The sequence below is a fragment of the Paenibacillus sp. FSL H7-0703 genome, from assembly GCF_038003485.1.
In the GTDB taxonomy this organism is placed as follows: domain Bacteria; phylum Bacillota; class Bacilli; order Paenibacillales; family Paenibacillaceae; genus Paenibacillus; species Paenibacillus polymyxa_B.
This window is the reverse complement of the sequence record NZ_JBBOPF010000001.1, coordinates 5,175,104-5,199,118: the sequence shown is the minus strand read 5'-3', so window position 1 is coordinate 5,199,118 and position 24,015 is coordinate 5,175,104. Positions and strand designations below refer to the sequence as shown.

The window sequence follows — 24,015 nt, the reverse complement described above, 5'->3', positions numbered from 1 at the left end:
TATTACTATGGCTTAGTAAAAAGCTATCCGCAACAAACGGACAGCTTTTTCACTAAATATATAGCTAAAGATTAAAATAGACGGCGTTTGGACCTAATCAAAAATAGACTAGTCTTGATCCTTCTGATCCGACGCAGCTTTTCGTCCAGCCCATCGTTTTATCCATCCTTCTTTGTGTAACAGAGATGCCTGCTGGCGAACCATATGCCAATCTTCTGCGGTTACGGATGAGGGGCTATAACGCGCTTGTTCAAATCGGCCAAGCAGCTGATGTAAAATTGAAGCGTGTTCCGGTACTTCTAGCGACCATCTATCAACTGATTCCCTCAGCGTCTCGTGACTGGCGCGGACAAATCCCCTTCTTCGCATGTACCTTAACCAATGCTCAGTTTCGACGACCACCTTTTCATCCGGGGTCAGCGGCTTACCTCTGCGTAAGCGCAGCAGGTAAAAGTGAATGTCTGCGCGATTACGCCAGACGATATAAGCAGCCCACAGCAGCAGAATTGCAGCAGCAGAACCTATAATTACAGGATGAATATTTGAACCTTCTTCTGGATTAGTCTGCGGGGTTTGTTCAGGCTGTTCTGGTTCAGGCTGATCTTTAACCTCAGGGACTTCTGGAGTCTTTGAATCCTCCTGTTCCGTAAGCAGCGGCATATCAAAACCAGGCGTAGCTTCTACAGGAACCCAACCGTATTCACCTAAATATACTTCCGCCCAGGAATGAGCATCCGCATTTGTCACGGAGTAAGAGGACATATTTTCGTCATTTTCGCCCGTTGTTGCATCATCTGAAAATGTCTGCTGACCAGGTGCATATCCTTTAACCCAACGGGCTGGAACCCCAACAGAGCGAGCCATCATGACTAATGAGGTGGAATAATAATCGCAATAGCCCTCCCGAATCTCAAACAGAAAGGCATCCACAAAATCTCTGCTTCTTTTCCGTGAGAGGTCCGGGTTGTTCGTATATGCATAATTTTGCTGCAAATACTGCTGTAGTAATCCGACTTTTTCATACGGCGTTTTCGCCGTTGACGTTACGTTCTGAGCCAAATCACGAACCCGCTGTGGCAACTCATCTGGAATTTGTAGATAGGCATCCTGTTTGTTTTTTCCGTACAACTCATTAAAAGTTTTTGTGCGTAGCTCTTTCTCAGGGATCACAGGGACATGTGATACCAGAGTATACGTTTTAGGATAAGCAGTTCTTCGGGAGGATGGATTCCAAAGCAGTTCCGCCTGTTCCGGGTTCCAACGTAACCCATCTGCCCGTGAATCTCTGTCCACCGATTGAACACGCTGCACCGAGTAGGCGCCAAACAGAACAGGATAGCTCTGGTCATTTTGCATCGTAATGGTCTGAACGACCTGCTCCGTCGAATGCCGCGTTTCTTGTGTGTTTTCAAGCTCTGCGGTCATTGGAACATCATTTAGCGTTTGATCATCGTTTCCCCCGTCACTCCAGCCTGTACCGGAATAGGTTCGTTTTGTTTCCCCCCGCCAGTAGCTTCGTTGAGTGGTCGTGATGGTCATGACAGGAGAATAATCAAAATTAAAACCTCCACCCAACCGATTATCCTGGCGACTATAACCTGATGCCGTGTTCATCCGCTGATTCAATGCCCCAGATCCATTGCTAATCCCGGCGGTGGTTGAGCTATTTCTCTGGGTCCACGCTGTATAGGGATCCGTCAAAGCTGGCTGTACCTCTGGCATATTGACACCAGCCATAATAATGAGCGCAAAAATGACCGCAATATTGGCTGCTATTTTATATGGATAGCGTCGAATATGCTTCCAGCCTTGAGGATAATGCTGCCGAAAATACTGAAGATGCTGTGTCACTAGCCAACCCATACCAGCAAAGACGATCCAGGCAACTTCCTCCCACAGCACAGTAGGCGTAAAGGAATCAAGCACTGCCAGCGAGGCGATATTAATACCCACAAAAACAAGAATCCGCTGCTTCGTTGTAACGATGAGCGGCACCATTTCAATAACTAGCCAAGCGATAAGGGAAAACCAAATATAAGGAGACATATTGGATATAAATTGGTCCAGGCGATTGGCTACCCCTCCGAAGGGGATAATGATGGAGTAAGACACCAATGTCCGATACAAAATAAAAAACAGCGCCGCCGCCTTAACAATAAATTCAATCCAAGGACGAAATGGTAGTACAATCTTCACCAGAGCCAGCATTGTAATGGTCATCAGTACAAGTGCTCTTGTCTCTTCAAGCCATAATTCGGAAGCAAAAGAAACCCATTGCATGGCAATAATAATAATCCATAAAAATGTAAAAGCGGGGGCCCAGGAACCCTTTAACGATTGTAACCAGCTCTTCATAGTGTCCCTCCCCCCATTACAGCCGGGAGCTCTTCAAGGCTCTCAACATCGTAGCCCTTGATTCCCCTTGCACGAAGCATGCTCATCCATTCTTCAGCTTCTCCCTCAGCAGAACCTTCTCCTATATAGACATGGCACGGAGTCATCCCCCGAGTATCGGCCCAGCGAAGAAGCTCCATCGCCTGATAATCCTTCAGCGGACTAATCAGTATAAAATAACAGCCTTGCGGAAACTGACGCACACTGCTTTCTACAGCGGATTTCAAGCTACCTTGTGAAGTTGTGTGTATGTCTACCAAGTGATGCATCATTCGTTGTCGTTCCATTGTCTGCTCACTTGGCTGAAAGACAGTGCCTTTTTCTCCAGCTGTGCACAATCCAACCCCCATTCGCTCCCGTCCACCATATTCCAGCAATGAAGCGGTAGAGGATACGGCTAGCTCAAACTGTTCGGCGTTTACATAATGCTTCATGTGTACGTCCAGCACAAGCATCGTTTTTGGAACGGTCTCATGTTCAAATTCCTTGGATTTCCAGCTACCTGTACGAGCCGTCGCATTCCAATGGATGCGCGAAAACCGATCTCCATATACATAATCCCGTACACCGTTAATTTGTGTCGTTTCACGCCGCGTTCGAGTTTGAACGGTCTGCGGTCCAGACATCCTTGAGCGACGGTCATTCATCTGCCAATATGGAATGAATACCGTTCGGGGCAGCACCCGAAATTCACCGCGTGCGTTCAAGCTGCCTTTGTGCTCCAACAGACCGAAGATGTCCTCACTCACACATTCCGTTTCCTCAAAGTGATAGCTTCCTCGCTCTAAAGCAGGAGTCTGAAATGTAAGCTGACCGCCCCCTTTAAGACTGGGAATGACACTGTCCTCAAACGACCAGGATTCACCTGTATGTCGCTTGAGGACCTCACGGACAATGACATAGGGTAACGGAAGAAAACCAGGTATACTGAGGCTCAGCTTTACATGCACCTGATCTCCCGCATGCAGCAGTTCTCCAAACTGCGAGCCTTGCGAAAGCTGCCGGGAGCCTTGCACACGGCGAACTCCGCTCAGACCAACGATCCATAAATAAACGATTAACAGCGTAACCATAGACAACAGCATGACCGACGTCTTGCCGCCCTGAAACAACAAATATAGCAGGCACACCACCCATATGACCACCAGAAGCCAGATGCGGCCTGACAGCCGTGGAAGCCTGCGCTTCCTTTTGACCATATTCATTCTCTAAGGACGCTCCATTCGTACGGGTACATGAACCTGCCGAAGGACAGCCTGCAGCACGGACTGGGCACTGGAACTGTCCAGACGCGCCTCGGGACGCAGCAACAAACGATGCGTTAGCACATAAGGTGCCAGCGCCTTCACATCATCAGGCAGCACATAGTCACGGTTGTCCAGAAAAGCGTATGCCTTCGCAGCCATTACAAAAGCAAGCGCCGCCCGGGGGCTAGCTCCCAGCAGCACGGATGGATGTTCTCTTGTCGCACGAACGATATCAAGTAAATAGGACGTCACTGCTTCGTCCATATAAATCCCTCTAATTTCCTGCTGGATGTCAGCAATCTGCTCCATATGAGCTACAGCCTCCAGGCGGTCTGCTGGCTGGCCTGCCTGATGATGAAGCAGCATGTTTCGCTCCGTCTCCATGTCAGGATAACCCAAGCTGATTTTGAGCATAAAACGATCTAACTGTGCTTCCGGCAGCATATAAGTGCCTTCAAAATCAATCGGATTTTGTGTCGCACACAGCATAAAAGGATGAGGCAACATATGAGTGTCCCCATCCACTGTCACACTGCGTTCCTCCATAACCTCCAGCAGAGCCGACTGGGTTTTCGTCGTCGCTCGGTTAATTTCGTCCGCCAGCAAAATATTAGTCATCACAGGACCCGGACGGAAATAAAAACGCTCGTCCCGTGGATGAAATATGGATACCCCTGTAATATCACTCGGGAGAATATCAGGATTACATTGAACACGGCGGTAATCACCGCGCATGGATTTGGCAAGAGCCTTGATCATTTGCGTTTTTCCCGTACCCGGAACGTCCTCGATCAGAATGTGTCCACCCGCCAGCATAGCCGTAAGCAGTAATTTTATTTCAAAGGATTTACCTAATATACATGATTCCAGATTAGAACGGATTGCAGATACAATCTGCACAGATTCTTGACGTACGGGCATAGCTCTGTAAACCTCCTAGATAGCAACATGTTTCCTATTATTGTACATGAAGGTGGGCACAGAGTACACTTAACCCCCTGCCCGTATTATTCAAACTCTATCCTTCTTTCGATCTTTCATGTGCAGAACAATTAAAAACCCTTCGGTCATTAGATCCGAAGGGCACATGTATATAATCATTTATTTTTATGTCAAATCTAAAGTACGCTGCTTTTATATGCTTCCTTTTGGACGAACAAACAAGCATGCCAGAAAAGAGAAAATAATCGCAGAGGAAATTCCTGCACTTGTCAGACTAAAGATCCCTGTAATGACACCCAGCCATCCGTCCTTCTCCAATTCGGTTAATGCGCCGTGTACAAGTGAGTTACCAAAACTGGTAATTGGAATGGTCGCACCCGCCCCTGCAAATTTAATAAGCGGATCGTATATCCCAACAGCATCAGCAATTGCACCTGCAACCACTAACGTACTCATCGTATGTGCCGGCGTCATTTTGAACACATCCATCATCAACTGGCCCACAACACAAATGGCACCACCCACTAAAAAAGCCCATAGAAATATCATACTGTTCCTCCCGCTTCAAAAGCTACAGCATGTGCAACACAAGGAATGCTTTCACCCTGCTGTGTAGTCAAAGGAGATAATAACGCTCCGGTCGCCACGACCAGTACCTTTTGCAGCTCTCCTTTTTCGATCCGCTTCAACAAATGCCCGTAGGTTACAACAGCCGAGCAGCCACAACCACTGCCTCCTGCAATGACTTTCTTTTGCTTATTGATGTCGTAAATCAGCAAACCGCAATCATTAAATTCCGTCTGATTCATATCGAACCCATCTTTTTTGAGCAGCTCCTTGGCAATTGGTAGCCCCACTGAGGCTAAATCGCCCGTTACAATGAGATCATAGTAACCAGGGTCACGGCCAGTGTCTCGAAAATGAGACAACAGCGTATCCGCAGCCGCGGGAGCCATGGCTCCACCCATATTAAAAGGGTCTTTAATGCCCATGTCCATTACACGTCCAATGGTAGCACAATCCACCACCGTTCCTGACTTGGCATGTCCTACAATTGCGGCGCCGGAACCGGTAACAGTATACTGAGCCGTAGGGGGCTTCTGTGATCCGTATTCATTAGGATAGCGGAATTGTTTTTCTACAGTACAGTTATGGCTGGTCGTACCCGCCATCACGTAGTCACCGGCCTCTGAGTCCACAATAAGTGCGGCTAAGGCTAAGCTTTCCATTGATGTTGAACAGGCTCCAAAAACACCCAAATAGGGAATAGCCAGCTTGCTTGCCGAGAAGGAGCTACTGACAATCTGATTCATCAGATCACCACTAATAAAAAACTGCACTTCTTCTTTGTTCAAATTGGCATTAATTAGCGCCAGCTCTGTAGAATGCTCAATCAATCTACGTTCCGCTTTTTCCCACGTTTTCTCGTTGATTTCTATATTGTCATAAATATAATCAAAATCTGTGGACAACGGCCCCTCTCCTTCATCCGGGCCCACAACAGTGGCACTTCCAATGATGCGCGGTCTTGATTCAAACTTCCAGGTTTGTCCTCCCTGTCTTCTCATAAGTGATTGCCTCCCACACCAAGGATGGCATATATAACGCCTACGATAAATGCAGCCACCACCCCGAATACGACGACCGAGCCTGCAAGTTTGAACATATTCGCGCCCACTCCGAGCACCAGTCCCTCAGAACGATATTCCAATGCAGCCGAACACATGGAGTTAGCAAAGCCTGTAATGGGCACAGCGGTTCCTGCTCCTGCCCATTGAGCAACCTTATCGTAAACCCCGATACAGGTTAATATGACCGCCAACAAGATCATCATCGATGAGGTCGGCGGGGCGGCCTCCTTGGCTGATATGTGCATTCCTGCCATAAAAGCCTCTTGAATCGCCTGTCCAATCACACATATCCCGCCTCCAACCAGAAAAGCGCGCACACAATTGGCAAATACTTTTCTCGAGGGTTCATGCTTTTGTGAAATATTCTGATAGTCCTTCTCATTTATGGACAGCGGCGACGTATTGGTACGAAAACCGCGCTGCCCGGATTTAGCTGGCATCATTCACCACCCCTTATCTGTAAGTTTTCGCGCTTGGCGGTTCGAATTGCTTGGGTCTTTTTCATTATGAGCTTTTTGGAGAAATGTTATGTCAGGAAAATGATATCGTGGACATTCGATACAAATCCATTCATACTGAATACATGACGACCACTGGTTAATTAATAAGGAGTGAGGTATACATCATGGAATCAAAAACATTGGAATTGTTTAAAACCTTAACGGAGTTTCCTTCCATTCCTGGACATGAGCGTGAGTTGCGGGCATGGGTTAAGGAACGAATATCCGGTTATACCGATGAAATCGTGCAAGATCGATTGGGCAGTCTTTTTGGGGTGCTACGCGGTCAAGAGAGTGGACCACGTGTAATGGTGGCAGGCCATCTGGATGAAGTCGGTTTTATCGTGAATGGTATTACGGAAACTGGAATGATTCGTTTTCAGCCGGTTGGAGGCTGGTGGAGCCAAGCCATTATGTCACAACGTCTTCAAGTATTGACTCCAAAAGGCCCAGTTATCGGTGTAGTTGGCTCTGTCTCGCCTCATTTGCTGGATGAATCGCAACGCAGCAAACCTATGGACATCAAGCATATGTATCTGGATATCGGCGTGGACAGCAGACAAGAGGCGCAGGACCTGGGGATCGTACCAGGAACGGCCATTGCGCCGATCTGTGATTTCACTCCACTGGCAAATCCTAAAAAAATTATGGCTAAAGCATGGGATAACCGCTACGGTGTAGGCTTGGCTATTGAACTGCTTGAAGCATTACATAAAGAAAAAGACAAGCTTCCCAATACATTGTATGCAGGGGCCACTGTTCAAGAAGAAGTGGGACTGCGTGGTGCACGTACAGCGGCCAATCTGATTCAGCCGGATATATTCTTTGCACTGGATTGCAGTGCAGCCAACGATATGGGCGGCGACCCGAATGCTTACGGGCACCTCGGTAAAGGCGCACTGCTGCGGGTATTTGATCCAGGTATGATTACACATCGCGGGATTGTGGAGTACGTGCAAGACATGGCGGAAACTCACAAAATCAAGTATCAATATTTCATCTCCACAGGGGGAACCGATGCAGGTCAAGTGCACTTGAGCGGAATTGGCGTGCCATCCACTGTCATAGGCATCTGTGGACGATACATCCATACTTCCTCGTCCATTATTCACACTGATGATTATGATGCAGCCAAAGAGCTGATCATCAAGCTGGTTCAAAATCTGGATCGTACAACGCTGAATACCATTATTGAACGAGCCTAAGTTGTAACAGAGAATCGCAATCTATAAAAAAACAGTCAAGACACGTACAACGTGCATTGACTGTTTTTTTAATTTAATAGAAACAAAAGATAGAATATATCAAATCAAATGCTTATAACGAAGCAAAGCAATCACTACAAGTACAGTAGTTAAAGCAATACAGACGTTTTCTATCTTAGCTCCCTTCCGGGTTCCGGTACTCATCAATTTAAATCGCAGCTTCCATTTGAACGGCGGCAAAGGTTTAATTCCATTATTCGTCAAGGAATCTGCCAGTAAATGCAGCAAATATGCCATACCTCCAGCCAGCCATATGCTGTCACCGTGCAAACGTGTCGTACCATAAAGCAGCGCAGTCCATGCGACTGTCCCGTATACCGTATGTGTCAACCCTCGGTGTGGGACTAACGTACAAATGATCAGCAGACACCCGGCGATATAATTCCACGGTGCATATGATTCTCCATACCAGGCTAGGCCGATACCAATTAGAAAGATAATAACCTTGCGCATGGATCGTGAAGGCATAAAAGAAGCACTGATCATCAGCAAAGCCAAAACAAGATTCCATGGCGGTGGAGCCAAACGGGTGAAAAATACCCAACCAGCAGCCCCAATCATTAGAAGCTGTATAAGCCTAAGCATTTTGGTTGGGAGCGCACGGCTCACGAGCATGGAGTTAGGCTCGTCAATATCCGGCAACAGTGAACCGACCACAGCAGCTGCCACGGCAGCCGGGGTCACTTCGTATCCACTTAAAGCTAATACCGACAGGGAGACCCCGGTTCCAATAATCAAATGGGCTCTTCCCATCATGGTGCAAAACATCCTTTCGTTGCAGCATACAACAGAGTTCAACATCACTCCATTTGAATCAGCATGATTCGATTGTATACGACAAACAAAAGGAGAACAATAGTTCGCTTATTCTATTTAAAAGACTTCATCCAAAAGTCCTAGTTTCGTCCTCATTACTTAATCCTCCCCTTATTCTTTATCTGTAAAACCATTTCTAAAAAAACACGCCATATGGCCTATGAGTATGTTGACAAACATCTTCAATATTTTCTTTTTGCCTCAAAGTCCTATTGTACAATTTGAAATATTAGGTAATATAGTGTTTATATTTACTATATTAATCTATTAAATGAATAAGGAGGAAATGTTATGCAAAAAATATCGACGTTCCGAAAGTTCAAAACCATCGGTCTAACATCGTTGCTAAGTCTTGTATTATTCGCCCTTCCCGCTTCAGCTGCTTGGAATGATACATACACGGGGTACGCCACATATACAGGATCAGGTTACTCTGGAGGGGCATTACTGCTTGATCCCATCCCTTCGGATGCCAAAATTACAGCGCTTAATCGCACACAACTGAATTATAACGGAATCAAAGCTGCATTAGCTGGAGCCTATTTGGAAGTTCAAGGTCCCAAAGGGAAAACAACCGTATATGTAACTGATCTTTACCCTGAAGGTCCAAGTGGCGCGCTCGATCTGTCCCCAAACGCGTTCAACCTGATTGGCAATCAAATAGACGGAAAAATTAATATTTCGTGGAAAGTGGTCAAAGCTCCGGTTAACGGCAATGTCTCCTACCGCATTAAAGAAGGCAGCAGCCAATGGTGGGCAGCCATTCAAGTACGCAATCATAAATATCCGGTCTTGAAGATGGAAGTCCAACAAAACGGACAATGGCTCAATCTCGAAAAACAGGATTACAACCACTTTCTAGGTACTAACTTAGGAAAACAACCTCTGAAAATACGGATTACGGACATTCGCGGTGTCGTGCTAAACGATACAATCCCAGCTCTAGCGGAAAATGGTACAGGCGGAGCCTATATCGTTAATGGTAACGTTCAATTTCCTGACTAGTTGCAGTACCGTCATCTTTCCTTCTTTTATTTGAATACACAAACCCGGCCGGGAACCGACGCAATCCAATGCGTATAAGTGTTCCTGGCCTTTTTACGAAAAAATCATTATTTTTCACAAAGAATCGGTTTGTTCACTGTCCTGTTCACAAGATCACACGTATAATGAATACATAAATAGGGTGTACTTTACAGCTACGTGCACACAGACAGGAGGCCTGTTCATATGAGCAATTTCAAAAAGCATCACAAGCTTCACAGCAAATTGCTGGTCAGCATTACGTTATGTATTACGCTAACGTTGCTGGTATCCACCACTGTGTATTATTTTTACTATATTCGCGTGGAAAAGGAGCAGGCATTCGAGGCCAATCACAACAGCTTGACGTTGAGAAGCAAAGAAGTTATTAACATGACATCTATTGCTCAATCTTTGGCATTCCAAATGTATCGCAGCAGTACCCTGTCCAAGTTGTTGTATTATCCAAAACCTAATGTATATGATGTAACCGCTGCCATGACCGAATTGAACAATTATCTTAACTCCATGCCGTATATCGAATCCATCTACGTGTTTAACCCTAAAAGCGGCACCTTCTACATTGCGTCCTCACAAGGTCAAAACGGGTTATTCAGCAAACATGAACTGGCTGATACAGATATCATTCGCGTGCTGGATCATTATCAGGACTATAAACCCTTTACGCCTATTCCACGCACGTATCCGCTGCTGTCGGCCTCAGACTCTGGAGCTGGAGTAGAGCAAGCAAGCCCAGATATCGCAGCCTATACGTATTTATGTTATGACGCAATTAACTCGAACGAAGCGATAAATTCGGCTGTGATTGTGAATGTGTCGGCGGCCTGGATGAACAAGGAAATGGCGGCGAATCCAATCTCAGGCGGGACCGCTTATATTTTAGACGATCAGGGCAGACTGTTGTCTGGTACAACATTGACAGACGAAACTTTGAACGAAAAAGAGCAGCTATGGTTGCACACGAGAGTCAAAAAACAAGAAACAGGCTATTTTGTAGAAGACTTTCATGGTAAAAGATCACTCATTTCCTACACCTCCCCGGACGGACTAGGTTGGCAGTATATTAGTGTCACACCATATGAAAGCGTTATCAAAATGGCGAGTGTTATTCGTAATGCGATGTTACTGATAGCCGCCATCATTGCATTGGCAGGATTCGTGGCTTCGTGGCTGCTATCCAAAATGCTGTATACGCCTATTGGCCAAATTGTTGTGCATATGAATTCACTGGAATCGGAGAAACGAAACAGTATGTACACGATCCGGCAAAACATTTTACGGAATGTAATCCGAGGAATCCGAAATCTTCCTGCTGGTGAAGAACCGGAACGATTACGCGAGCTTGGGATTACGTTCCAGTTCGACAAAGACTACCGCCTTGTGCTGCTGCGCATAGATGAATATACCCGATGGCAAAGCGAACGTGGACCTGATCTGCTACCCTATAAGTTTGCAATCATGAACATTGCTTCTGAAATATGCGGACAAACGTACCGGGTGGAGACCGTTGATATGGATGAGGACAGTGTACTGCTGATGCTTAACATTCTCGATCCCGCAGAGCATACAGACACTGTACTGCTAGAAACCTTATTACGCCAAATACGTGAAGCTTGCTTTGAATATTTGAAGCTGAGCGTTTCACTGACTTACAGTGCCATCACGAGTCAACCAGAACGGCTGCATTTGCTGTACCGCCAGGTACAAGACGCATCTATGCACCGATTTTTTCAGGGGCATGGCTGCATTATTAATGCGCAAAACACTACAGACGAGGATATCCAAAATACTTACGTATATCCAGCCGATAAAGAGAAAAAAATGCTGGATACGCTGCTGTCTGGTCATACGGAGGATGCACACAGTATGTTCAAAGAATTGTTGATGCATATGGAAAAATATCCGTTTTCCTCCGTTCAAGTGGCAATATCCCGGCTCATCATGAGTGTGAATAATGCTGTTCGGCATATCAGTGAGCTCAATGGATTTGCTATAGAAACTAAACCTGAATTACCATCCGCAGACCGGTTAGAGACCGCTGAGAATCTTATTGATCATTATCAATTGGTCTTTGATCATATTCGCTCCAGTCTATCGGAAAAACGAAACACGAAGCAGGAACGATTGGTGCGGCAAATCAATGAACGAATGGAGCAAGCCTATACGGATCCCAATTTTTGTCTCAATCAGCTTGCGGAAGAGCTGGATATGTCGCCGATCTATGTCAGCAGGCTATATAAGCAACAGACCATGTCTACCATCGTGGACGTCATCCAACAACTTCGTATTCGCAAGGCCTGTGAGCTGCTGGAACAGACCGACTGGTCCGTAGCTGACGTAGCAGAACAAACCGGATTTGCGAGCAGCTCTTATTTCCATCGCATGTTCAAACGTAGCTTGGGCGTAACACCGACAGATTTTCGCCGTTCTAAAGCAAATGCGCAATAAGTAGACTGCTCTACACGACCGCTCCGAGAACGGAACATTGCTCCCAAAAACATAAACTGACATTAATAAAGCAAGCCTCCAACTTTCTGGAGACTTGCTTTATTATTTATCACAATTCTTTATGTTTTATTTAATACCCTTCTCCTTTACGTAAGCTTCCCATTGTTTTGTATATTCGGTTTGGATTTTCTCCAAACCAGCTTGATTTGCCTTTTGCAAGAAGGTCTGCAAGCCTTGATCTACATTGTCGATCAGTCCAGCTTGGAGCGGATACAGATATTGCTTCTCAACCTGTTCTAGAGCTGCTTTTTCTGCTTGATAGGTTGTGTAGTCCTCTGCAAAGCCGGTAAACAGGTCAGGCTTCTGGATTTTATCCAGCTCAGCAAAAATTTTCTTCACACGGTCAAAGCCAGAATCAAACAGCATGTATTCCGGATTACGCCAAGCCCAACTGTTCATACCTTCGCGTGAAAATCCATTAGAACTGCCGCTACCTATCATATGGTAGTAACCATCTTTGACTTCATAGTTTTTGCCTTCAATACCATACTGCGTGAGCAAGTTATAGCGTTTGTCCGTCACAAGCTTTTCATAAAAAGCTAATGCGCGCGCCGGATTTGGGCTGCTTTTTGGAATTGCAAAGCCGTTGTGAATCGGATGTACTGGAGTTGCATAACCTGTCGTCAAAGGGAATGGGTAATACTCGAGCTTCCAGTCCGGGTGAGATGCTTTGAGCTTAATGACCATATCATTAAACCGGGTTGGATTGTCACCGAAAATACTCGCCGCTTTACCAGAAGTCACTTGATCCTGAAGCGTATCTTTTACGTTTAATACATTTTTGGGAATGAATCCTTTATCGGCCCAGCGTTTGTAAGTGTTCAGCTCTTCCTTTTGTTCATCCGAGCCCCAATATTTATAAACCTCTGTTGGTTTTTCATATTTAATACCAATACCATAAGGCAAGGCACCTACACTCTTCGTTACTAATTCGGTATATCGGTCATGCAGATTTCCCTTGATATCGCTGTTCAGAGATACGGTTTTCATATTTGGCTCATGCTGACGTATCCCATCCATATAAGCCTCGTAACTTTTGATATCTGTCGGTTTAGGCAAATTGTACTTCTCTCGTAAATCCTCACGCCATACAAAGCCGTTAGTGACATACTCTTTATACGTGCCAGGCACGGTATAAATTTTGCCTCCGATTTTAACTCCATCCCACATGTCCTGAGGCACAAATTTTTGCAAGGCAGGTGCAGCCTTAGGCAGCAGATCGTCTAGCGGCAGGAATGCGCCCTTTTTGGCATAGGCCTGATACTGCGTCCAATCTGCAGTGAAGATCAGGTCGATAGGCTGACCCGAAGACAATAACAGCTTATATTTTTGATCCCAGTCTGTCCACGTCGTATAGTTAAATTTGACGGTGGCATTCAGATCTTTTTCCGCCAACTTATTGATCTCTGTCTCAATGGTAGGCAAGTCCTTAGGAGCATCCCCCAGCATATAAAATTGCAGCTGTACTTTCTGGGATTTATCATCCTCTCCATTTGCTTTTTGAGCGCTGTTTCCACTACCTTCTCCACATCCGGCTAATAGCGCCGTGATGACCATTACTGCAATCAGGATGGACATGCGTTGTTTTCTTTTCTTTGTGAATGTCATGTGAATCCTCCCTTTGAAATGGTAGTCTGATTAAATAAAACGCTTACAAAGAGTGCTATTTAGATGGCACAACGTCAGCACGTCATGCCATCACAGTCCTTGAGTGCCACTTTAGCCTTTTACCGCACCAATGGTCAATCCCTTAACAAAATAGCGCTGTACGAACGGGTACAGCAGCAAAATAGGTCCAGTAACTACGATCGCCATTGCCATTTTGGTCGACTCTGTCGGCATATCGTTGGAAAGGGTTACGCCAGTACCTGCACCCATTTGAGCGATAAATTGCATGGAGTTAATTACATTATACAGATAATATTGCAACTGGTATTTATGCGGATCGTTAATAAAGAGTGAGGAGGAGAACCAGTCATTCCAGTAAGCCAAGGCCAGAAACAGCCCCACAGTGGCAATCCCCGGTGTAGATAAAGGCAGCACAATTCGATAGTAAATTTTAAAATCACCCGCACCGTCAATTTTAGCGGACTCGAACAGTTCTTCCGGCATGGAAGAACGAATGAAGTTTTTCATCAAAATGATCAGAAACGGAGTCATCAATCCCGGGAAAATAAGCACTGTATACGTATCAAGCAATCCTAAATACTTCGTCAGCATAATGTACCAAGGTACCAACCCACCTCCGAACAGCGTCGTAAAGTAAATATAGAATGAAAACGCATTGCGGTATTTAAAATCTTTGCGTGCCAGCACATATCCTGCCATCGTCATCAGGAACAGGCCCAACGTCGTGCCTACAACCGTGGTAAAAATTGTCACCCCGTACGCCCTTAACACCTCTTCAGGAAAGGTGAACACCGTCCGGTAACCTTCCAGTGAGAATTGCTGTGGTATAAAGTGATATCCATCCCTGATAATCGATTCATTACTGGTCAGTGAAGCCGAAATAATAAGTAGGAACGGGAGTAAACAAGCAATAGAAGCAATAATGATAATCACATAAGAGATGATTTTAAAAATTCGAGTGTATACATCCTCTTTGATCGCCATCCGTTTGGGTCCTCCTTTCTAGAATAAGGCATATTCGTCGTTCAACTTGCGGATGATGTAGTTCACGGTCATGATCAGTACAAAGCCGAACAAGGATTGGTACACGCCTGCTGCCGAAGCCATCCCCACATCAAAAGTCACTTTCAAGGAACGGTACACATAAGTGTCCAAAATATCCGTCGTATTGTACAGCACCCCATTGTTGCCGATTAATTGATAGAAAAGATCAAATTGTCCTTTCATAATACTACCAAGCGCAAACAACAGCAGCACAACGAATGTCGATTTAAGCATCGGAACGGTAATGTACCAGATTCGTTGAAAAATGTTGGCTCCATCCATTTTAGCTGCCTCATAATATTCGTCACTGATCCCTGTAATTGCTGCCAGATAGATCACCATACTGTAGCCGAGATTTTTCCATAAATAGAACAGGATAATCAGGAAAATCCATACCCATGGTTTGTTGTATACATCCACGCGTTCACCACCAAATTGCAGCAGCAGCGTATTCAGGAAACCATTATCATAATTAAATATGTTATACACGATGACACTTAGAATAACGAAAGAAACAAAATAAGGCAGGAACATCACGGATTGAGCGATCTTTTTAAAGTAGCGGCCTCGCAGCTCATTCAGTAAAATAGCGAGAACAATCGCTAGCACGTTACCGAGTAAAATAAACGCTGCGTTGTATCCGACCGTATTCAATGTCAGTTTTGTCAGCGTGCCGGATTGCCATAGAAAGCGAAAATTTTGGAGTCCGACAAACTTGGCATCAAACAGGCTGGTATTGAAGTCGAACTGGGTAAATGCATAATAAATACCCACCATAGGAATGTAGGAATTAATGAAGAAAAAAATTAAAGTGGGCAACAACATCAGAAATAATACCCGATTGCGGAACAGTTCATAGAAAAAACCGTGTTTCCTACCCGTTCCCAGCCTCTTACCGTTCAGGCGGGAATCCGTTGCAAGCATTGCAGAATTTTTGGGCATAGGCTGATTCAATGTGAGTCACTCCCCCTCTGTGTACGTTACCGACAGCAAGGTTTGTAGCACCGCCGCCGTATAACTATATTTTATGTAAGCGCATTCAAAATGAAAAGTGAAGCCTCTCATACTTCATGAACAAAGGAGTGTCCGGAGGAGTGAACAATTCGGATATTTGTGAAGTTTTGTGTAATATGAGGCGTCTGATCGACGCCTTGAGCCCATTCACAAAGCATATTTGAACGATCTACTCTACTCCTTTTGCCCACCCTGGAATGTGGTTTCATCCTGTTTTACCCGAAATCCGATTTTCTTTGCCTGCTCCAGCAGCTCAGCGGCATTATCCTGCGGCTTATATCCGATTAGTTCTTCCAAGTAGCTAATGTCATAATAATTATCCGTATTGGCTGACGTACCGTACAAATTAAGATAGCTTATCTCTGGACGAGCTTCTATACAGCAGACGGTCAGACGGATCATATCGCGCTCGGAGATCCAAATATGAGCGGCGCGCTCAGAATGGGGCCGATCATCCCCAGGAAAATTTCCGATACGGATATTAATTGAAGATATTTTGCCCTGATCGGCATACAGTCGTCCCAACAGTTCAATGTAGCACTTACTCAATCCATAAAAACTGTCTGGTCGGTAGGGATCTTCTACATCTATGCTTTCGCCTACTTTATAAAACCCTGTGGCATGATTGGAACTGGCAAAAACAATGCGTTTTACCCCATTTTTCACCGCAGCTTCATACAGCTTGTAGGCTCCGCTAACATTGCCAGACAGCACTTTGCCGAGAAAATCCCCTTCATCCTTGATCCATGCAAAATGGAGTACCGTATCCACTCCGCGCGTAAGCTCATCCAGTCGTGCAGCATCATGTATATCCATTTCCACAATCCCTGCCTCTTCATCCCTCTTCACATCAGCAGCGATTATTTCATATTTACCTTCCGTTTGTAGCCCTTCATACAATACTTTCCCAATTGTACCTGCCGCACCTGTAATCAACAATTTTCGTGCCATCGTCCACATCTCCCTTCTTTGCTTGCTTGTATGCTGTCATCCATATCATAATCTTAACCAACTCCCCAGGGAGGAAACCCCTTAAACTCTCGAATTCGGTAGGTCATAGCCCACTTAGCTGTGTCTCCTGTTAGCATATAAAAAGGGACCCTGCTATTGTGCAAGAGTCCCTTGTTGTTACTTTGTTTCAAATTCTATGTTTCAAGTTCTATCTTTCAATTTCTTTGTTTCAACTACTACGCTCAAGCTTGTCGTACTACTCTCGCTCTGCGATTAACCAAATAAATGCTAAGCCCGATTAAGATTAACCCGATAAGCAGGAAAGCCGTAATCGCTTCGCCCAGTACCAACGAGCTGACAAACACCGAGATCACAGGCACCAAAAACGTATAAGAAGCAACCTTACTCGCATCCCCTGAATTAACAAGTGTGAAATACAGCAACCAGGAAAGTGAAATTCCCAGCACCGTGCCGAATATCAGCCCTGACACATACGGGACATTCCATACGATATCCGACCAGTTTTCCGTCACCGTTCCAGCTCCCGTCAGCACGATGCCTCCCAGTGTACATTGAAATGCAACCAGCCACAGCGAATCCACACGCTGGTTTACCTTTTTCACATATACCGTTCCCAATGCCCAGCTCACAGCTGTAATAATGGCGATGATTACACCTGCCACAGCCACATGCCCTGAAAATCCGCCCACACTGACAGCTGCAACGCCCAAAAATCCGATGATCAATCCAATCACCTTGAGTCTGGACATCGCTTCTCCCAGCCACATCCATGCAAAAATACCGACCAGCACAGGCTGGAGATATACCAGCACAGAAAACAAGCCGGAGGGGACGTACATCAGTCCCACTGTTTGCAGGCCATAAAACAGTACCACGTTAAAAATACCTGAAATAGCATACACCCGCCAATTTTCTTTCCAACGAATGCGATTCCATCTCGGTACTAAAATTGCTCCTAATAGCAGACCGCCCAGCAGTGTACGTAGCCCTGCAAACAACAATGGAGGTGTGAATTCCAATGCCACTTTATAAATGGGCCAAGAAATGCCCCACAATACAACCAGTAGCGCGATCATCATCATCCGCTTGGCTGTCGTTAACTCTCCCATGACGCTATCGCTCCTCTATGAAAAAAATCACTAGACTTTATATACTACGCCTGCAGAACAACTTTATCAAACAAAAAATATGTATTGGAAAGCTCCACCTTTCATGCCCGCTTGTTCATCGAGGTATGTCTTCGGACAGAGGAATCCAGTCATTTGCCTATGTTACAATATACCAAAAAGACTTATAAAGCTTATAAGGATAGGAGGTTGTCTGCACTTGATTTATATCATCAAATTTTTGTACAGCTTTGTGCTCCCTCCCGGTTTGTTCATTCTCGTGATGGCAGGGCTCGTGATCTGGATATGGAAAAGGGCACGTATACCTGCGGTCGTACTGCTTCTTGTCACATTGCTGCTGTACGTTTCCTCGACCAATCTGGCTGGAGATTTGTTAATCAGTAGCCTGGAAAAACAGTACCCACAACCCCGTACCGTTCAAGGCGATGTCATTGTCGTGCTTGGGGGCGGAGCCACACAGGGAACCCCCGACATCAATGGACAAGGCAATCTGCTAGGATCTGCAGCCAATCGACTGCTCACTGCGGCCAGATTGCACGAAGCAACAGGCTTACCCATTCTTTTCTCCGGCGGGCAAGTGTTTGGAGACAGTGGAAATGAAGCGAATATTGCGCAAAGGCAGCTGCTAGGACTCGGTATTCCAGCAAAGGATATCCTGATCGAAAACCGTTCTTTGAACACACAGCAAAATGCCGTATATACATCCCAAATTTTAGAAAAACATCAACTCACTAGACCTGTTCTGGTGACCTCCGCTTTCCATATGCCACGTGCTGCACTGGAATTTCAGCGTGCAGGCATGCAGGCCATAGCTTATCCTACCGACTATCTGGCAAGTGAAAAGCTGTCACTGTATGCTGGCAAGCTCTCGCCGTCTGCTGGGGCCATGTCTACAACCGGAACAGCCCTCAAGGAATACCTAGGAATTCTTGCATTAAAGCTTAAATAATGTGATGTCTAATCGTATAGCGGCACATAGCACAAACAAGCGTCTTGCGCTCGCAGGTATAAGCCTGTAAGCTAGCAAGGCGCTTGATCTACCCTTACATATTCTAATCCAAGAAAATATCTGATATTTGTTCTTCCGATATGACCTTAAAGCCTTCCTTTTTTAACAAAGCCGAGGTTACCCCGTTACCTGCTATTTTACGATTTTCGAATGACCCATTATATATTGCTGCTGATCCGCAGGACGGGCTGTTTTCTTTTAAAACAACAAGTGTTGCGTTAACCTCTCTGGCTATATTCAAGGCTTCATACGCACCTCTAATGTACATATCGCTAACATCGTTGCCTGAGAACTCGACCACCTTGGCTGTGCCGTTCAGCACATCCTCGCCTGTCCCTCCAACAATCTCAGCAGGCTCTCTCGGAGTCACAAAGCCCCCCAAAAGCTCAGGACAGATCGTCACAGCTTTCTTTTCCTCTACCAACTTCTGAATATGTACATCCAGGCTATCCGTCCCGTTATATCGTACCTTCATGCCCGCTAAACACGAACTTACCAGAATCATTAGTTCCACCTCATATCCATTGCATTCACTATTAAGTAGTTAAAGTATAAACAAATTTTCTAGTAGAGTCATCGTACGAAAATTTTGACTCGCCACTACGTCCGCGTTCCGTAAGGATATTCTTCCAGCTGATGACATAATCGTAATCATGATCCTGCACTCTACCCATACCCTTTTGAACTCTGTTCGAAATACAAGTAATGAAAAAAGACCCTGATTAGGGCCTTCAAATACTGCGGAGTTCTACGTATCTTCTTTGTCATTTATCCCTTCTGTTTGTAAGTAAAATAAATTCACTCTTGCTATAAGTCGTAATTTAAGATATATTATTAATTAAATAATCATTCATTTAATTAATTAAAGTTTAGTTTAAAGAGAGGGGAATACATTTGGCAAGACCCATCAATGAAGAAAAAAGACTGGAGCGGCGTAAACGTATCCTAGAAGAAGCTGTTGTCCTGTTCGCAGAAAGTGGATATTCTAATACCACAACGGCGATCATTGCGCAGAGTGTGGGAGTGACTCCTGGAACCATTTTTCAATATTTCCCCAGCAAAGAAGCTTTATACTACGCTGCTGTCCTTGAGCCGCTTGCTGATATTCAAGCGAAATCACTTGCTTGTCTACAACAGGAGGGGACGCCGGGCGTATTGATTAAGAGCATGGTGGCAGAACAATTCAACCATATCTACTCCTATATAAATGAATTGCGACTTGTTCAATCTGTCTTAGGACAACGAATAAGATTCCCTGAACTTACACAGAAGGTCCTTGAAAGTATAAAGGTAATGACAGATGCGATCGAATGTGTCTATGCCAAGGGACAGTTAATGGGAGAATTCAACAAAAGCTTTTCTCCAGCAATGATCTCTCGTGCCTATATCTCTTTCTTAAATGGAGTGGGCTTAACTCTTGGAGAAAGTATTATTCATCATCCCGAGTGGGAAAATCTGAAGGGGCATGCCTTTTATTTGTTCGCCCCCATACAACCTAAAGAAAAACTGGAGGAATCTGAATGAATCAGGCATCATTACAACCCGATCTGACAATTAACGTTCGTGTGAAAAAACGAAAGAAAATTTTATGGAGCCTAGGGATCGTGCTTTTGCTTGTAATGGCTCTTGTATTTTTTATATCTTATAAAGTAGTAGACACCTTGTTGCACCATCCTAGAGACACTAATGTCAGCTACGGATTGAATATCGATAAAACTCCCTACGAAGAGGTCGAGTTCAAGAGTTTGAAAAATGATAATACGATTAGAGGTTCCTTCTTTCCTGCAAGTGGTCTTTCTGGTAAAGCAAGTAATAAGACAATTATTGTCGTCCATGGATATACGAGCAATCGTTTAGTCAAAGGGCGGACCCAAAAGTTAGTAGAGCATTTCGTTCCGAAAGGCTACAATGTATTGGCATTTGACCTCAGCTCACAAGGTAAATCCGATGGTGATTTGATTACACTGGGCTTCAATGAAAAATACGATTTGCTAGGAGCTGTAAGCTATTTAAAATCCAGAGACCATACGGGTGATAAGATTGGAGTTATCGGCTTTTCAATGGGTGCTGCTACTTCTTTGCTAGCCGCAAGTGAAAGTGATGACATTAAAGCCGTAATTGCAGATAGTCCTTTTCGTAATGCTGGTCTATTTCTGAGAGAGGGTTTGCCCTTCTTTTCAGGTTTACCTGCATTTCCATTCAGTTATACATCGACATGGATGGCAAATTGGGCCTTTAAGGTTGATCTTGATTCCATATCACCTATGGATGCGGTAAAAAAGATGCAAGACAAGCCAGTTATGCTCATTCATGGTACTGGAGATCAGCAAATTAGTTATAAAAATACAGAAATTATTTACGAGTCCTTAAAAGATAACCCAAAAGCAGAAGTATGGTACCCGCAAAATACGGAGCACATCGATGCCATCAACCATTACCCCACTGAGTATTTCAAAAGAGTAGATCGCTTTTTGGATGAGTATGTAGGAAAATAAATTAAATCCAAGAGAGCCAACTAGCGAAGGAGCTTGTCCTGACGAAGTATAACACCCAATAATATCAAGCATTTTTAGCCTGTAGTGTAGAAAACCACTACAGGCTTTTATTTGCGTTTTAAATGAAAACACATAGCAAAATAGTTATTATTTAAGCGAAAAGGAGCAGTTGTTTTTATAAGATAGCCTTAGATAAGAATATTGGATGGGCAGAGGGGAATGCAATTTAAACACGCCTCTGAAAAGAAGCAAGTAATTGAATTATAAAAAGACCTAAAAAGGCCCTGTTAAGGGCCTCAAGCGGCTTCATATATCTCCTTATCCATTACCCCTTCTGCTTGTAAAACTCATGGTACAACTTCATCAGCGCGCGCTTTTCGATTCGTGACACGTACGAGCGCGAAATTCCCAGTTCTCGTGCAATTTCCCGCTGTGTTCGTTCTTCTCCTCCGGCTTCCAGGCCGAAGCGGCCGATCACCACTTCTTTTTCACGCTCATCTAAAATATCCAGGTTGCGATAGATTTTACTTTTCTCAATTTTGAGCTGTACTTTATCTACAATATCATCCGCCTCGGTGCCGAGGATATCAATCAAAGTAATCTCGTTGCCTTCCTTATCAGTCCCTATAGGATCGTGGAGAGATACGTCTTTGCGTGTTTTTTTTAGGGATCGTAAATGCATAAGAATTTCATTTTCTATACAACGGGCTGCAAATGTTGCCAGCTTGGTGCCTTTCCCAGTCTGAAAGCTTTCAATGGCCTTGATCAGTCCGATGGTACCGATGGATATAAGATCCTCCAAATCTTCACCGGTGTTATCGAATTTTTTCACAATATGGGCCACCAGCCGTAGGTTATGTTCAATGAGTGTGTTACGGGAGTGTGCGTTGCCTTCGGCAAACAGCTTTAGGTGTCGAGCTTCCTCTTTCTCAGTCAATGGCTGCGGAAAGGCGTTGTTTTTCACGTAGGAAACGAGCAGCGTCAATTCCTTGATGAACAGAGCGATAGCGCTAAATAGTCCGGGCACGGATGACACCTCCTGAGGTAGTTGCGAACTTACCGGCCTTTGTTACTTACCAGGCTTGCGGTCTGTTTATTGTATGTAGGCAGGTGCCCATCCGTGCCTGTACTCCGAAAACTGCTCCGTAACAATTTGCCAGATACCTTTCTGGAGCAACCTCCGATACTTAATTCGAAACGTAGAGATCTCTTCGACACAAATCAACGCACTCCATATAGCCAGAGGGAAACCCGGGATAGCTTTACATTATTCATCACTTGGTTTCCTCCTTTTCTTTCAGCAGAGTATTAACTTCTTTCTAAATATGACAATGGGAGTGGGGAATAGACCATTGTATCTCCATCTTCATCTCGTTTTAAAACAATAGCAAAATCAGCACCATTACTTTCATCGCCTCTTGGCAATGGAAATATCATAGCCGGACAACGCAACTCATAATTGTGAGGAAATTCTTTTCGAAAGTTCTCTAGAGCATAATTCAGAATCGCATCTATTTTGTCGGTAAGCATATTAAATCCATCTATTACAAAATAATTATATTCTTGGGAAGCCGTGTACTTCTCAATCCAAAGGGAATATGCCGTCTCCCAAATAATAAGTGTATATTTTCATATTCTATCCATTTCCATTCTCGCACCTCAATTAGTTATTTATATTCTAAACATGCAACTCCCCCGCCCGCAAATGAGCTTACTATTATGATGTTGGACCGTTTAAACACTAGTATGCATTCCATCATCAAGGAATATATTCATAGAGAGTTCCATATAAATGATATAAATCAACCTTTTCACCACATTCAAAAATTAAACTTAAGGAGGAATTTCAACATGGCAAAATTCAGTCAAAATCCAGATAACTATACTTTTTCCGTAGATTCTGTTGTTATAGCAGAGGAAAATGTTTCAACCAACGGGGATTCTAAAAATACTTTTCCGAAAAATGTTTTAGTCGATAATAATCTCTATTGGGAGAGCAGTTTAAGCGGTAAAGGTGGAGAGATCATCTTCAAATTAGATACAGGTAAGACGATCAATGATATTCTTTTAGCTCAGCCATCTTCTCGAGCTTTTATACTTTCATTTTCTTTTCACGGCTCTAATGACGGAGAAAATTGGTTTAGGTTAGGTGAAGTCGAAACTTTGCCAACCACTGCAAAAACAACTTATCAATTTAGTAATGAGATTCCTTTTTCATATTATAAAATAACTGTACTTTCATCCGGCTTGAGTAGTACAACCTCCTATTATGGTATACGATATATTCAGCTTAAAACCGCACTCATTAATGGCGTTCCTGCCTACAGAGCATCCAATATAAACCCCGCTATTGCAGAATAAGTTAGTACACACAAAAA

At 44.4% G+C, this 24,015-nt stretch carries 22 protein-coding genes; 7 read left to right on the top strand and 15 right to left on the bottom strand.

Annotated elements, in window-relative coordinates:
• Positions 1-108: 108 nt before the first annotated feature.
• The 6 genes from MHB46_RS23410 to spoVAC form a co-directional block, all read right to left on the bottom strand.
• Positions 109-2,355: a transglutaminase TgpA family protein gene (locus tag MHB46_RS23410; protein WP_341163587.1), complete on the bottom strand. Its 2,247-nt coding sequence runs from the start codon at positions 2,353-2,355 to the stop codon at positions 109-111.
• Positions 2,352-3,599 (bottom strand): DUF58 domain-containing protein, encoded by a 1,248-nt coding sequence (locus tag MHB46_RS23405; protein ID WP_165178438.1) that lies wholly within the window; start codon positions 3,597-3,599, stop codon positions 2,352-2,354. The genes MHB46_RS23410 and MHB46_RS23405 overlap by 4 nt, the downstream gene beginning before the upstream one ends.
• A gap of 3 nt (positions 3,600-3,602) precedes the next feature.
• The gene (locus tag MHB46_RS23400; protein WP_103049576.1) at positions 3,603-4,562 is read right to left on the bottom strand and encodes an AAA family ATPase; all 960 of its coding nucleotides are present in this window, start codon (positions 4,560-4,562) and stop codon (positions 3,603-3,605) included.
• Positions 4,563-4,775: 213 nt separating this feature from the next.
• On the bottom strand, positions 4,776-5,132 hold the full coding sequence (gene spoVAE, locus MHB46_RS23395; RefSeq protein ID WP_013311204.1) for a stage V sporulation protein AE: 357 nt from the start codon (positions 5,130-5,132) through the stop codon (positions 4,776-4,778).
• The gene (gene spoVAD / locus MHB46_RS23390; protein WP_075154476.1) at positions 5,129-6,151 is read right to left on the bottom strand and encodes a stage V sporulation protein AD; all 1,023 of its coding nucleotides are present in this window, start codon (positions 6,149-6,151) and stop codon (positions 5,129-5,131) included. Before spoVAD ends, spoVAE begins: the two co-directional genes overlap by 4 nt.
• Positions 6,148-6,654, bottom strand: coding sequence for a stage V sporulation protein AC (gene spoVAC / locus MHB46_RS23385; protein ID WP_025723396.1), 507 nt, complete (start codon positions 6,652-6,654; stop codon positions 6,148-6,150). The genes spoVAD and spoVAC overlap by 4 nt, the downstream gene beginning before the upstream one ends.
• A gap of 185 nt (positions 6,655-6,839) precedes the next feature.
• Between spoVAC and MHB46_RS23380 the strand changes: the two genes are divergently transcribed.
• Complete coding sequence (locus tag MHB46_RS23380; RefSeq protein WP_061830384.1) at positions 6,840-7,919, top strand: M42 family metallopeptidase; 1,080 nt, start codon at positions 6,840-6,842, stop codon at positions 7,917-7,919.
• A 99-nt stretch (positions 7,920-8,018) separates the two neighbouring features.
• Here MHB46_RS23380 and MHB46_RS23375 read toward each other — a convergent pair whose 3' ends face one another.
• Positions 8,019-8,735 carry a metal-dependent hydrolase gene (locus MHB46_RS23375; RefSeq protein ID WP_165178440.1) on the bottom strand — a complete coding sequence of 239 codons (717 nt, stop codon included), beginning with the start codon at positions 8,733-8,735 and terminating at the stop codon, positions 8,019-8,021.
• Between the two features lie 351 nt (positions 8,736-9,086).
• On the opposite strand from MHB46_RS23375, the gene MHB46_RS23370 reads away from it, so the two are divergent.
• Together MHB46_RS23370 and MHB46_RS23365 are read left to right on the top strand one after the other, a co-directional pair.
• Positions 9,087-9,800 (top strand): expansin EXLX1 family cellulose-binding protein, encoded by a 714-nt coding sequence (locus MHB46_RS23370; protein WP_061830386.1) that lies wholly within the window; start codon positions 9,087-9,089, stop codon positions 9,798-9,800.
• A 225-nt stretch (positions 9,801-10,025) separates the two neighbouring features.
• Positions 10,026-12,287, top strand: coding sequence for an AraC family transcriptional regulator (locus MHB46_RS23365; RefSeq protein WP_341163586.1), 2,262 nt, complete (start codon positions 10,026-10,028; stop codon positions 12,285-12,287).
• Positions 12,288-12,413: 126 nt separating this feature from the next.
• Here MHB46_RS23365 and MHB46_RS23360 read toward each other — a convergent pair whose 3' ends face one another.
• The 5 genes from MHB46_RS23360 to MHB46_RS23340 all read right to left on the bottom strand — a co-directional run bounded on the left by MHB46_RS23360 (position 12,414) and on the right by MHB46_RS23340 (position 18,115).
• A complete protein-coding gene (locus MHB46_RS23360) occupies positions 12,414-13,955 on the bottom strand; it encodes an extracellular solute-binding protein (RefSeq protein WP_341163585.1) in 1,542 nt (513 codons plus the stop codon).
• Positions 13,956-14,066: 111 nt separating this feature from the next.
• Positions 14,067-14,960 carry a carbohydrate ABC transporter permease gene (locus MHB46_RS23355; protein WP_013311212.1) on the bottom strand — a complete coding sequence of 298 codons (894 nt, stop codon included), beginning with the start codon at positions 14,958-14,960 and terminating at the stop codon, positions 14,067-14,069.
• 18 nt (positions 14,961-14,978) lie between these two features.
• Entirely contained in the window at positions 14,979-15,974 is a 996-nt protein-coding gene (locus tag MHB46_RS23350; protein ID WP_061830390.1) for an ABC transporter permease, read from the bottom strand.
• Positions 15,975-16,208: 234 nt separating this feature from the next.
• Positions 16,209-16,985 carry an NAD-dependent epimerase/dehydratase family protein gene (locus MHB46_RS23345; RefSeq protein WP_341163584.1) on the bottom strand — a complete coding sequence of 259 codons (777 nt, stop codon included), beginning with the start codon at positions 16,983-16,985 and terminating at the stop codon, positions 16,209-16,211.
• Positions 16,986-17,227: 242 nt separating this feature from the next.
• Positions 17,228-18,115, bottom strand: coding sequence for a DMT family transporter (locus MHB46_RS23340; protein ID WP_023989546.1), 888 nt, complete (start codon positions 18,113-18,115; stop codon positions 17,228-17,230).
• A 217-nt stretch (positions 18,116-18,332) separates the two neighbouring features.
• Between MHB46_RS23340 and MHB46_RS23335 the strand changes: the two genes are divergently transcribed.
• Positions 18,333-19,082: a YdcF family protein gene (locus tag MHB46_RS23335; protein ID WP_341163583.1), complete on the top strand. Its 750-nt coding sequence runs from the start codon at positions 18,333-18,335 to the stop codon at positions 19,080-19,082.
• Positions 19,083-19,185: 103 nt separating this feature from the next.
• On the opposite strand, the gene MHB46_RS23330 is transcribed toward MHB46_RS23335, so the two are convergent.
• Complete coding sequence (locus MHB46_RS23330) at positions 19,186-19,647, bottom strand: DUF523 domain-containing protein (RefSeq protein ID WP_061830393.1); 462 nt, start codon at positions 19,645-19,647, stop codon at positions 19,186-19,188.
• A 389-nt stretch (positions 19,648-20,036) separates the two neighbouring features.
• Here MHB46_RS23330 and MHB46_RS23325 point away from each other — a divergent pair, with 389 nt between their 5' ends.
• Both MHB46_RS23325 and MHB46_RS23320 read left to right on the top strand, forming a co-directional pair.
• Positions 20,037-20,666, top strand: a complete 630-nt coding sequence (locus MHB46_RS23325) for a TetR/AcrR family transcriptional regulator (protein ID WP_341163582.1) — start codon at positions 20,037-20,039, stop codon at positions 20,664-20,666.
• Positions 20,663-21,637 (top strand): alpha/beta hydrolase, encoded by a 975-nt coding sequence (locus MHB46_RS23320; RefSeq protein WP_341163581.1) that lies wholly within the window; start codon positions 20,663-20,665, stop codon positions 21,635-21,637. Before MHB46_RS23325 ends, MHB46_RS23320 begins: the two co-directional genes overlap by 4 nt.
• Before the next feature lie 325 nt (positions 21,638-21,962).
• Here the strand turns inward: MHB46_RS23320 and sigK are convergent, their stop codons facing one another.
• Together sigK and MHB46_RS23310 are read right to left on the bottom strand one after the other, a co-directional pair.
• Positions 21,963-22,664 (bottom strand): RNA polymerase sporulation sigma factor SigK, encoded by a 702-nt coding sequence (gene sigK, locus MHB46_RS23315; RefSeq protein ID WP_013311218.1) that lies wholly within the window; start codon positions 22,662-22,664, stop codon positions 21,963-21,965.
• A 281-nt stretch (positions 22,665-22,945) separates the two neighbouring features.
• The gene (locus tag MHB46_RS23310) at positions 22,946-23,167 is read right to left on the bottom strand and encodes a hypothetical protein (protein WP_341163580.1); all 222 of its coding nucleotides are present in this window, start codon (positions 23,165-23,167) and stop codon (positions 22,946-22,948) included.
• A 321-nt stretch (positions 23,168-23,488) separates the two neighbouring features.
• Here MHB46_RS23310 and MHB46_RS23305 point away from each other — a divergent pair, with 321 nt between their 5' ends.
• Complete coding sequence (locus MHB46_RS23305) at positions 23,489-23,998, top strand: discoidin domain-containing protein (RefSeq protein WP_341163579.1); 510 nt, start codon at positions 23,489-23,491, stop codon at positions 23,996-23,998.
• Positions 23,999-24,015: the final 17 nt, after the last annotated feature.

What these genes read in the sequence shown, in the direction of transcription:
- spoVAD (WP_075154476.1), bottom strand. Translation starts at nt 6,151, where the DNA reads ATGAGAAGACAGGGAGGACAAACCTGGAAGTTTGAATCAAGACCGCGC.
- MHB46_RS23310 (WP_341163580.1), bottom strand. Translation starts at nt 23,167, where the DNA reads ATGCTTACCGACAAAATAGATGCGATTCTGAATTATGCTCTAGAGAAC.
- MHB46_RS23305 (WP_341163579.1), top strand. Translation starts at nt 23,489, where the DNA reads ATGGCAAAATTCAGTCAAAATCCAGATAACTATACTTTTTCCGTAGAT.
- MHB46_RS23370 (WP_061830386.1), top strand. Translation starts at nt 9,087, where the DNA reads ATGCAAAAAATATCGACGTTCCGAAAGTTCAAAACCATCGGTCTAACA.
- MHB46_RS23360 (WP_341163585.1), bottom strand. Translation starts at nt 13,955, where the DNA reads ATGACATTCACAAAGAAAAGAAAACAACGCATGTCCATCCTGATTGCA.
- MHB46_RS23340 (WP_023989546.1), bottom strand. Translation starts at nt 18,115, where the DNA reads ATGGGAGAGTTAACGACAGCCAAGCGGATGATGATGATCGCGCTACTG.
- MHB46_RS23365 (WP_341163586.1), top strand. Translation starts at nt 10,026, where the DNA reads ATGAGCAATTTCAAAAAGCATCACAAGCTTCACAGCAAATTGCTGGTC.
- MHB46_RS23320 (WP_341163581.1), top strand. Translation starts at nt 20,663, where the DNA reads ATGAATCAGGCATCATTACAACCCGATCTGACAATTAACGTTCGTGTG.
- MHB46_RS23400 (WP_103049576.1), bottom strand. Translation starts at nt 4,562, where the DNA reads ATGCCCGTACGTCAAGAATCTGTGCAGATTGTATCTGCAATCCGTTCT.
- MHB46_RS23345 (WP_341163584.1), bottom strand. Translation starts at nt 16,985, where the DNA reads ATGGCACGAAAATTGTTGATTACAGGTGCGGCAGGTACAATTGGGAAA.
- MHB46_RS23380 (WP_061830384.1), top strand. Translation starts at nt 6,840, where the DNA reads ATGGAATCAAAAACATTGGAATTGTTTAAAACCTTAACGGAGTTTCCT.
- spoVAC (WP_025723396.1), bottom strand. Translation starts at nt 6,654, where the DNA reads ATGCCAGCTAAATCCGGGCAGCGCGGTTTTCGTACCAATACGTCGCCG.
- spoVAE (WP_013311204.1), bottom strand. Translation starts at nt 5,132, where the DNA reads ATGATATTTCTATGGGCTTTTTTAGTGGGTGGTGCCATTTGTGTTGTG.
- MHB46_RS23355 (WP_013311212.1), bottom strand. Translation starts at nt 14,960, where the DNA reads ATGGCGATCAAAGAGGATGTATACACTCGAATTTTTAAAATCATCTCT.
- MHB46_RS23330 (WP_061830393.1), bottom strand. Translation starts at nt 19,647, where the DNA reads ATGATTCTGGTAAGTTCGTGTTTAGCGGGCATGAAGGTACGATATAAC.
- MHB46_RS23375 (WP_165178440.1), bottom strand. Translation starts at nt 8,735, where the DNA reads ATGATGGGAAGAGCCCATTTGATTATTGGAACCGGGGTCTCCCTGTCG.
- MHB46_RS23405 (WP_165178438.1), bottom strand. Translation starts at nt 3,599, where the DNA reads ATGAATATGGTCAAAAGGAAGCGCAGGCTTCCACGGCTGTCAGGCCGC.
- MHB46_RS23410 (WP_341163587.1), bottom strand. Translation starts at nt 2,355, where the DNA reads ATGAAGAGCTGGTTACAATCGTTAAAGGGTTCCTGGGCCCCCGCTTTT.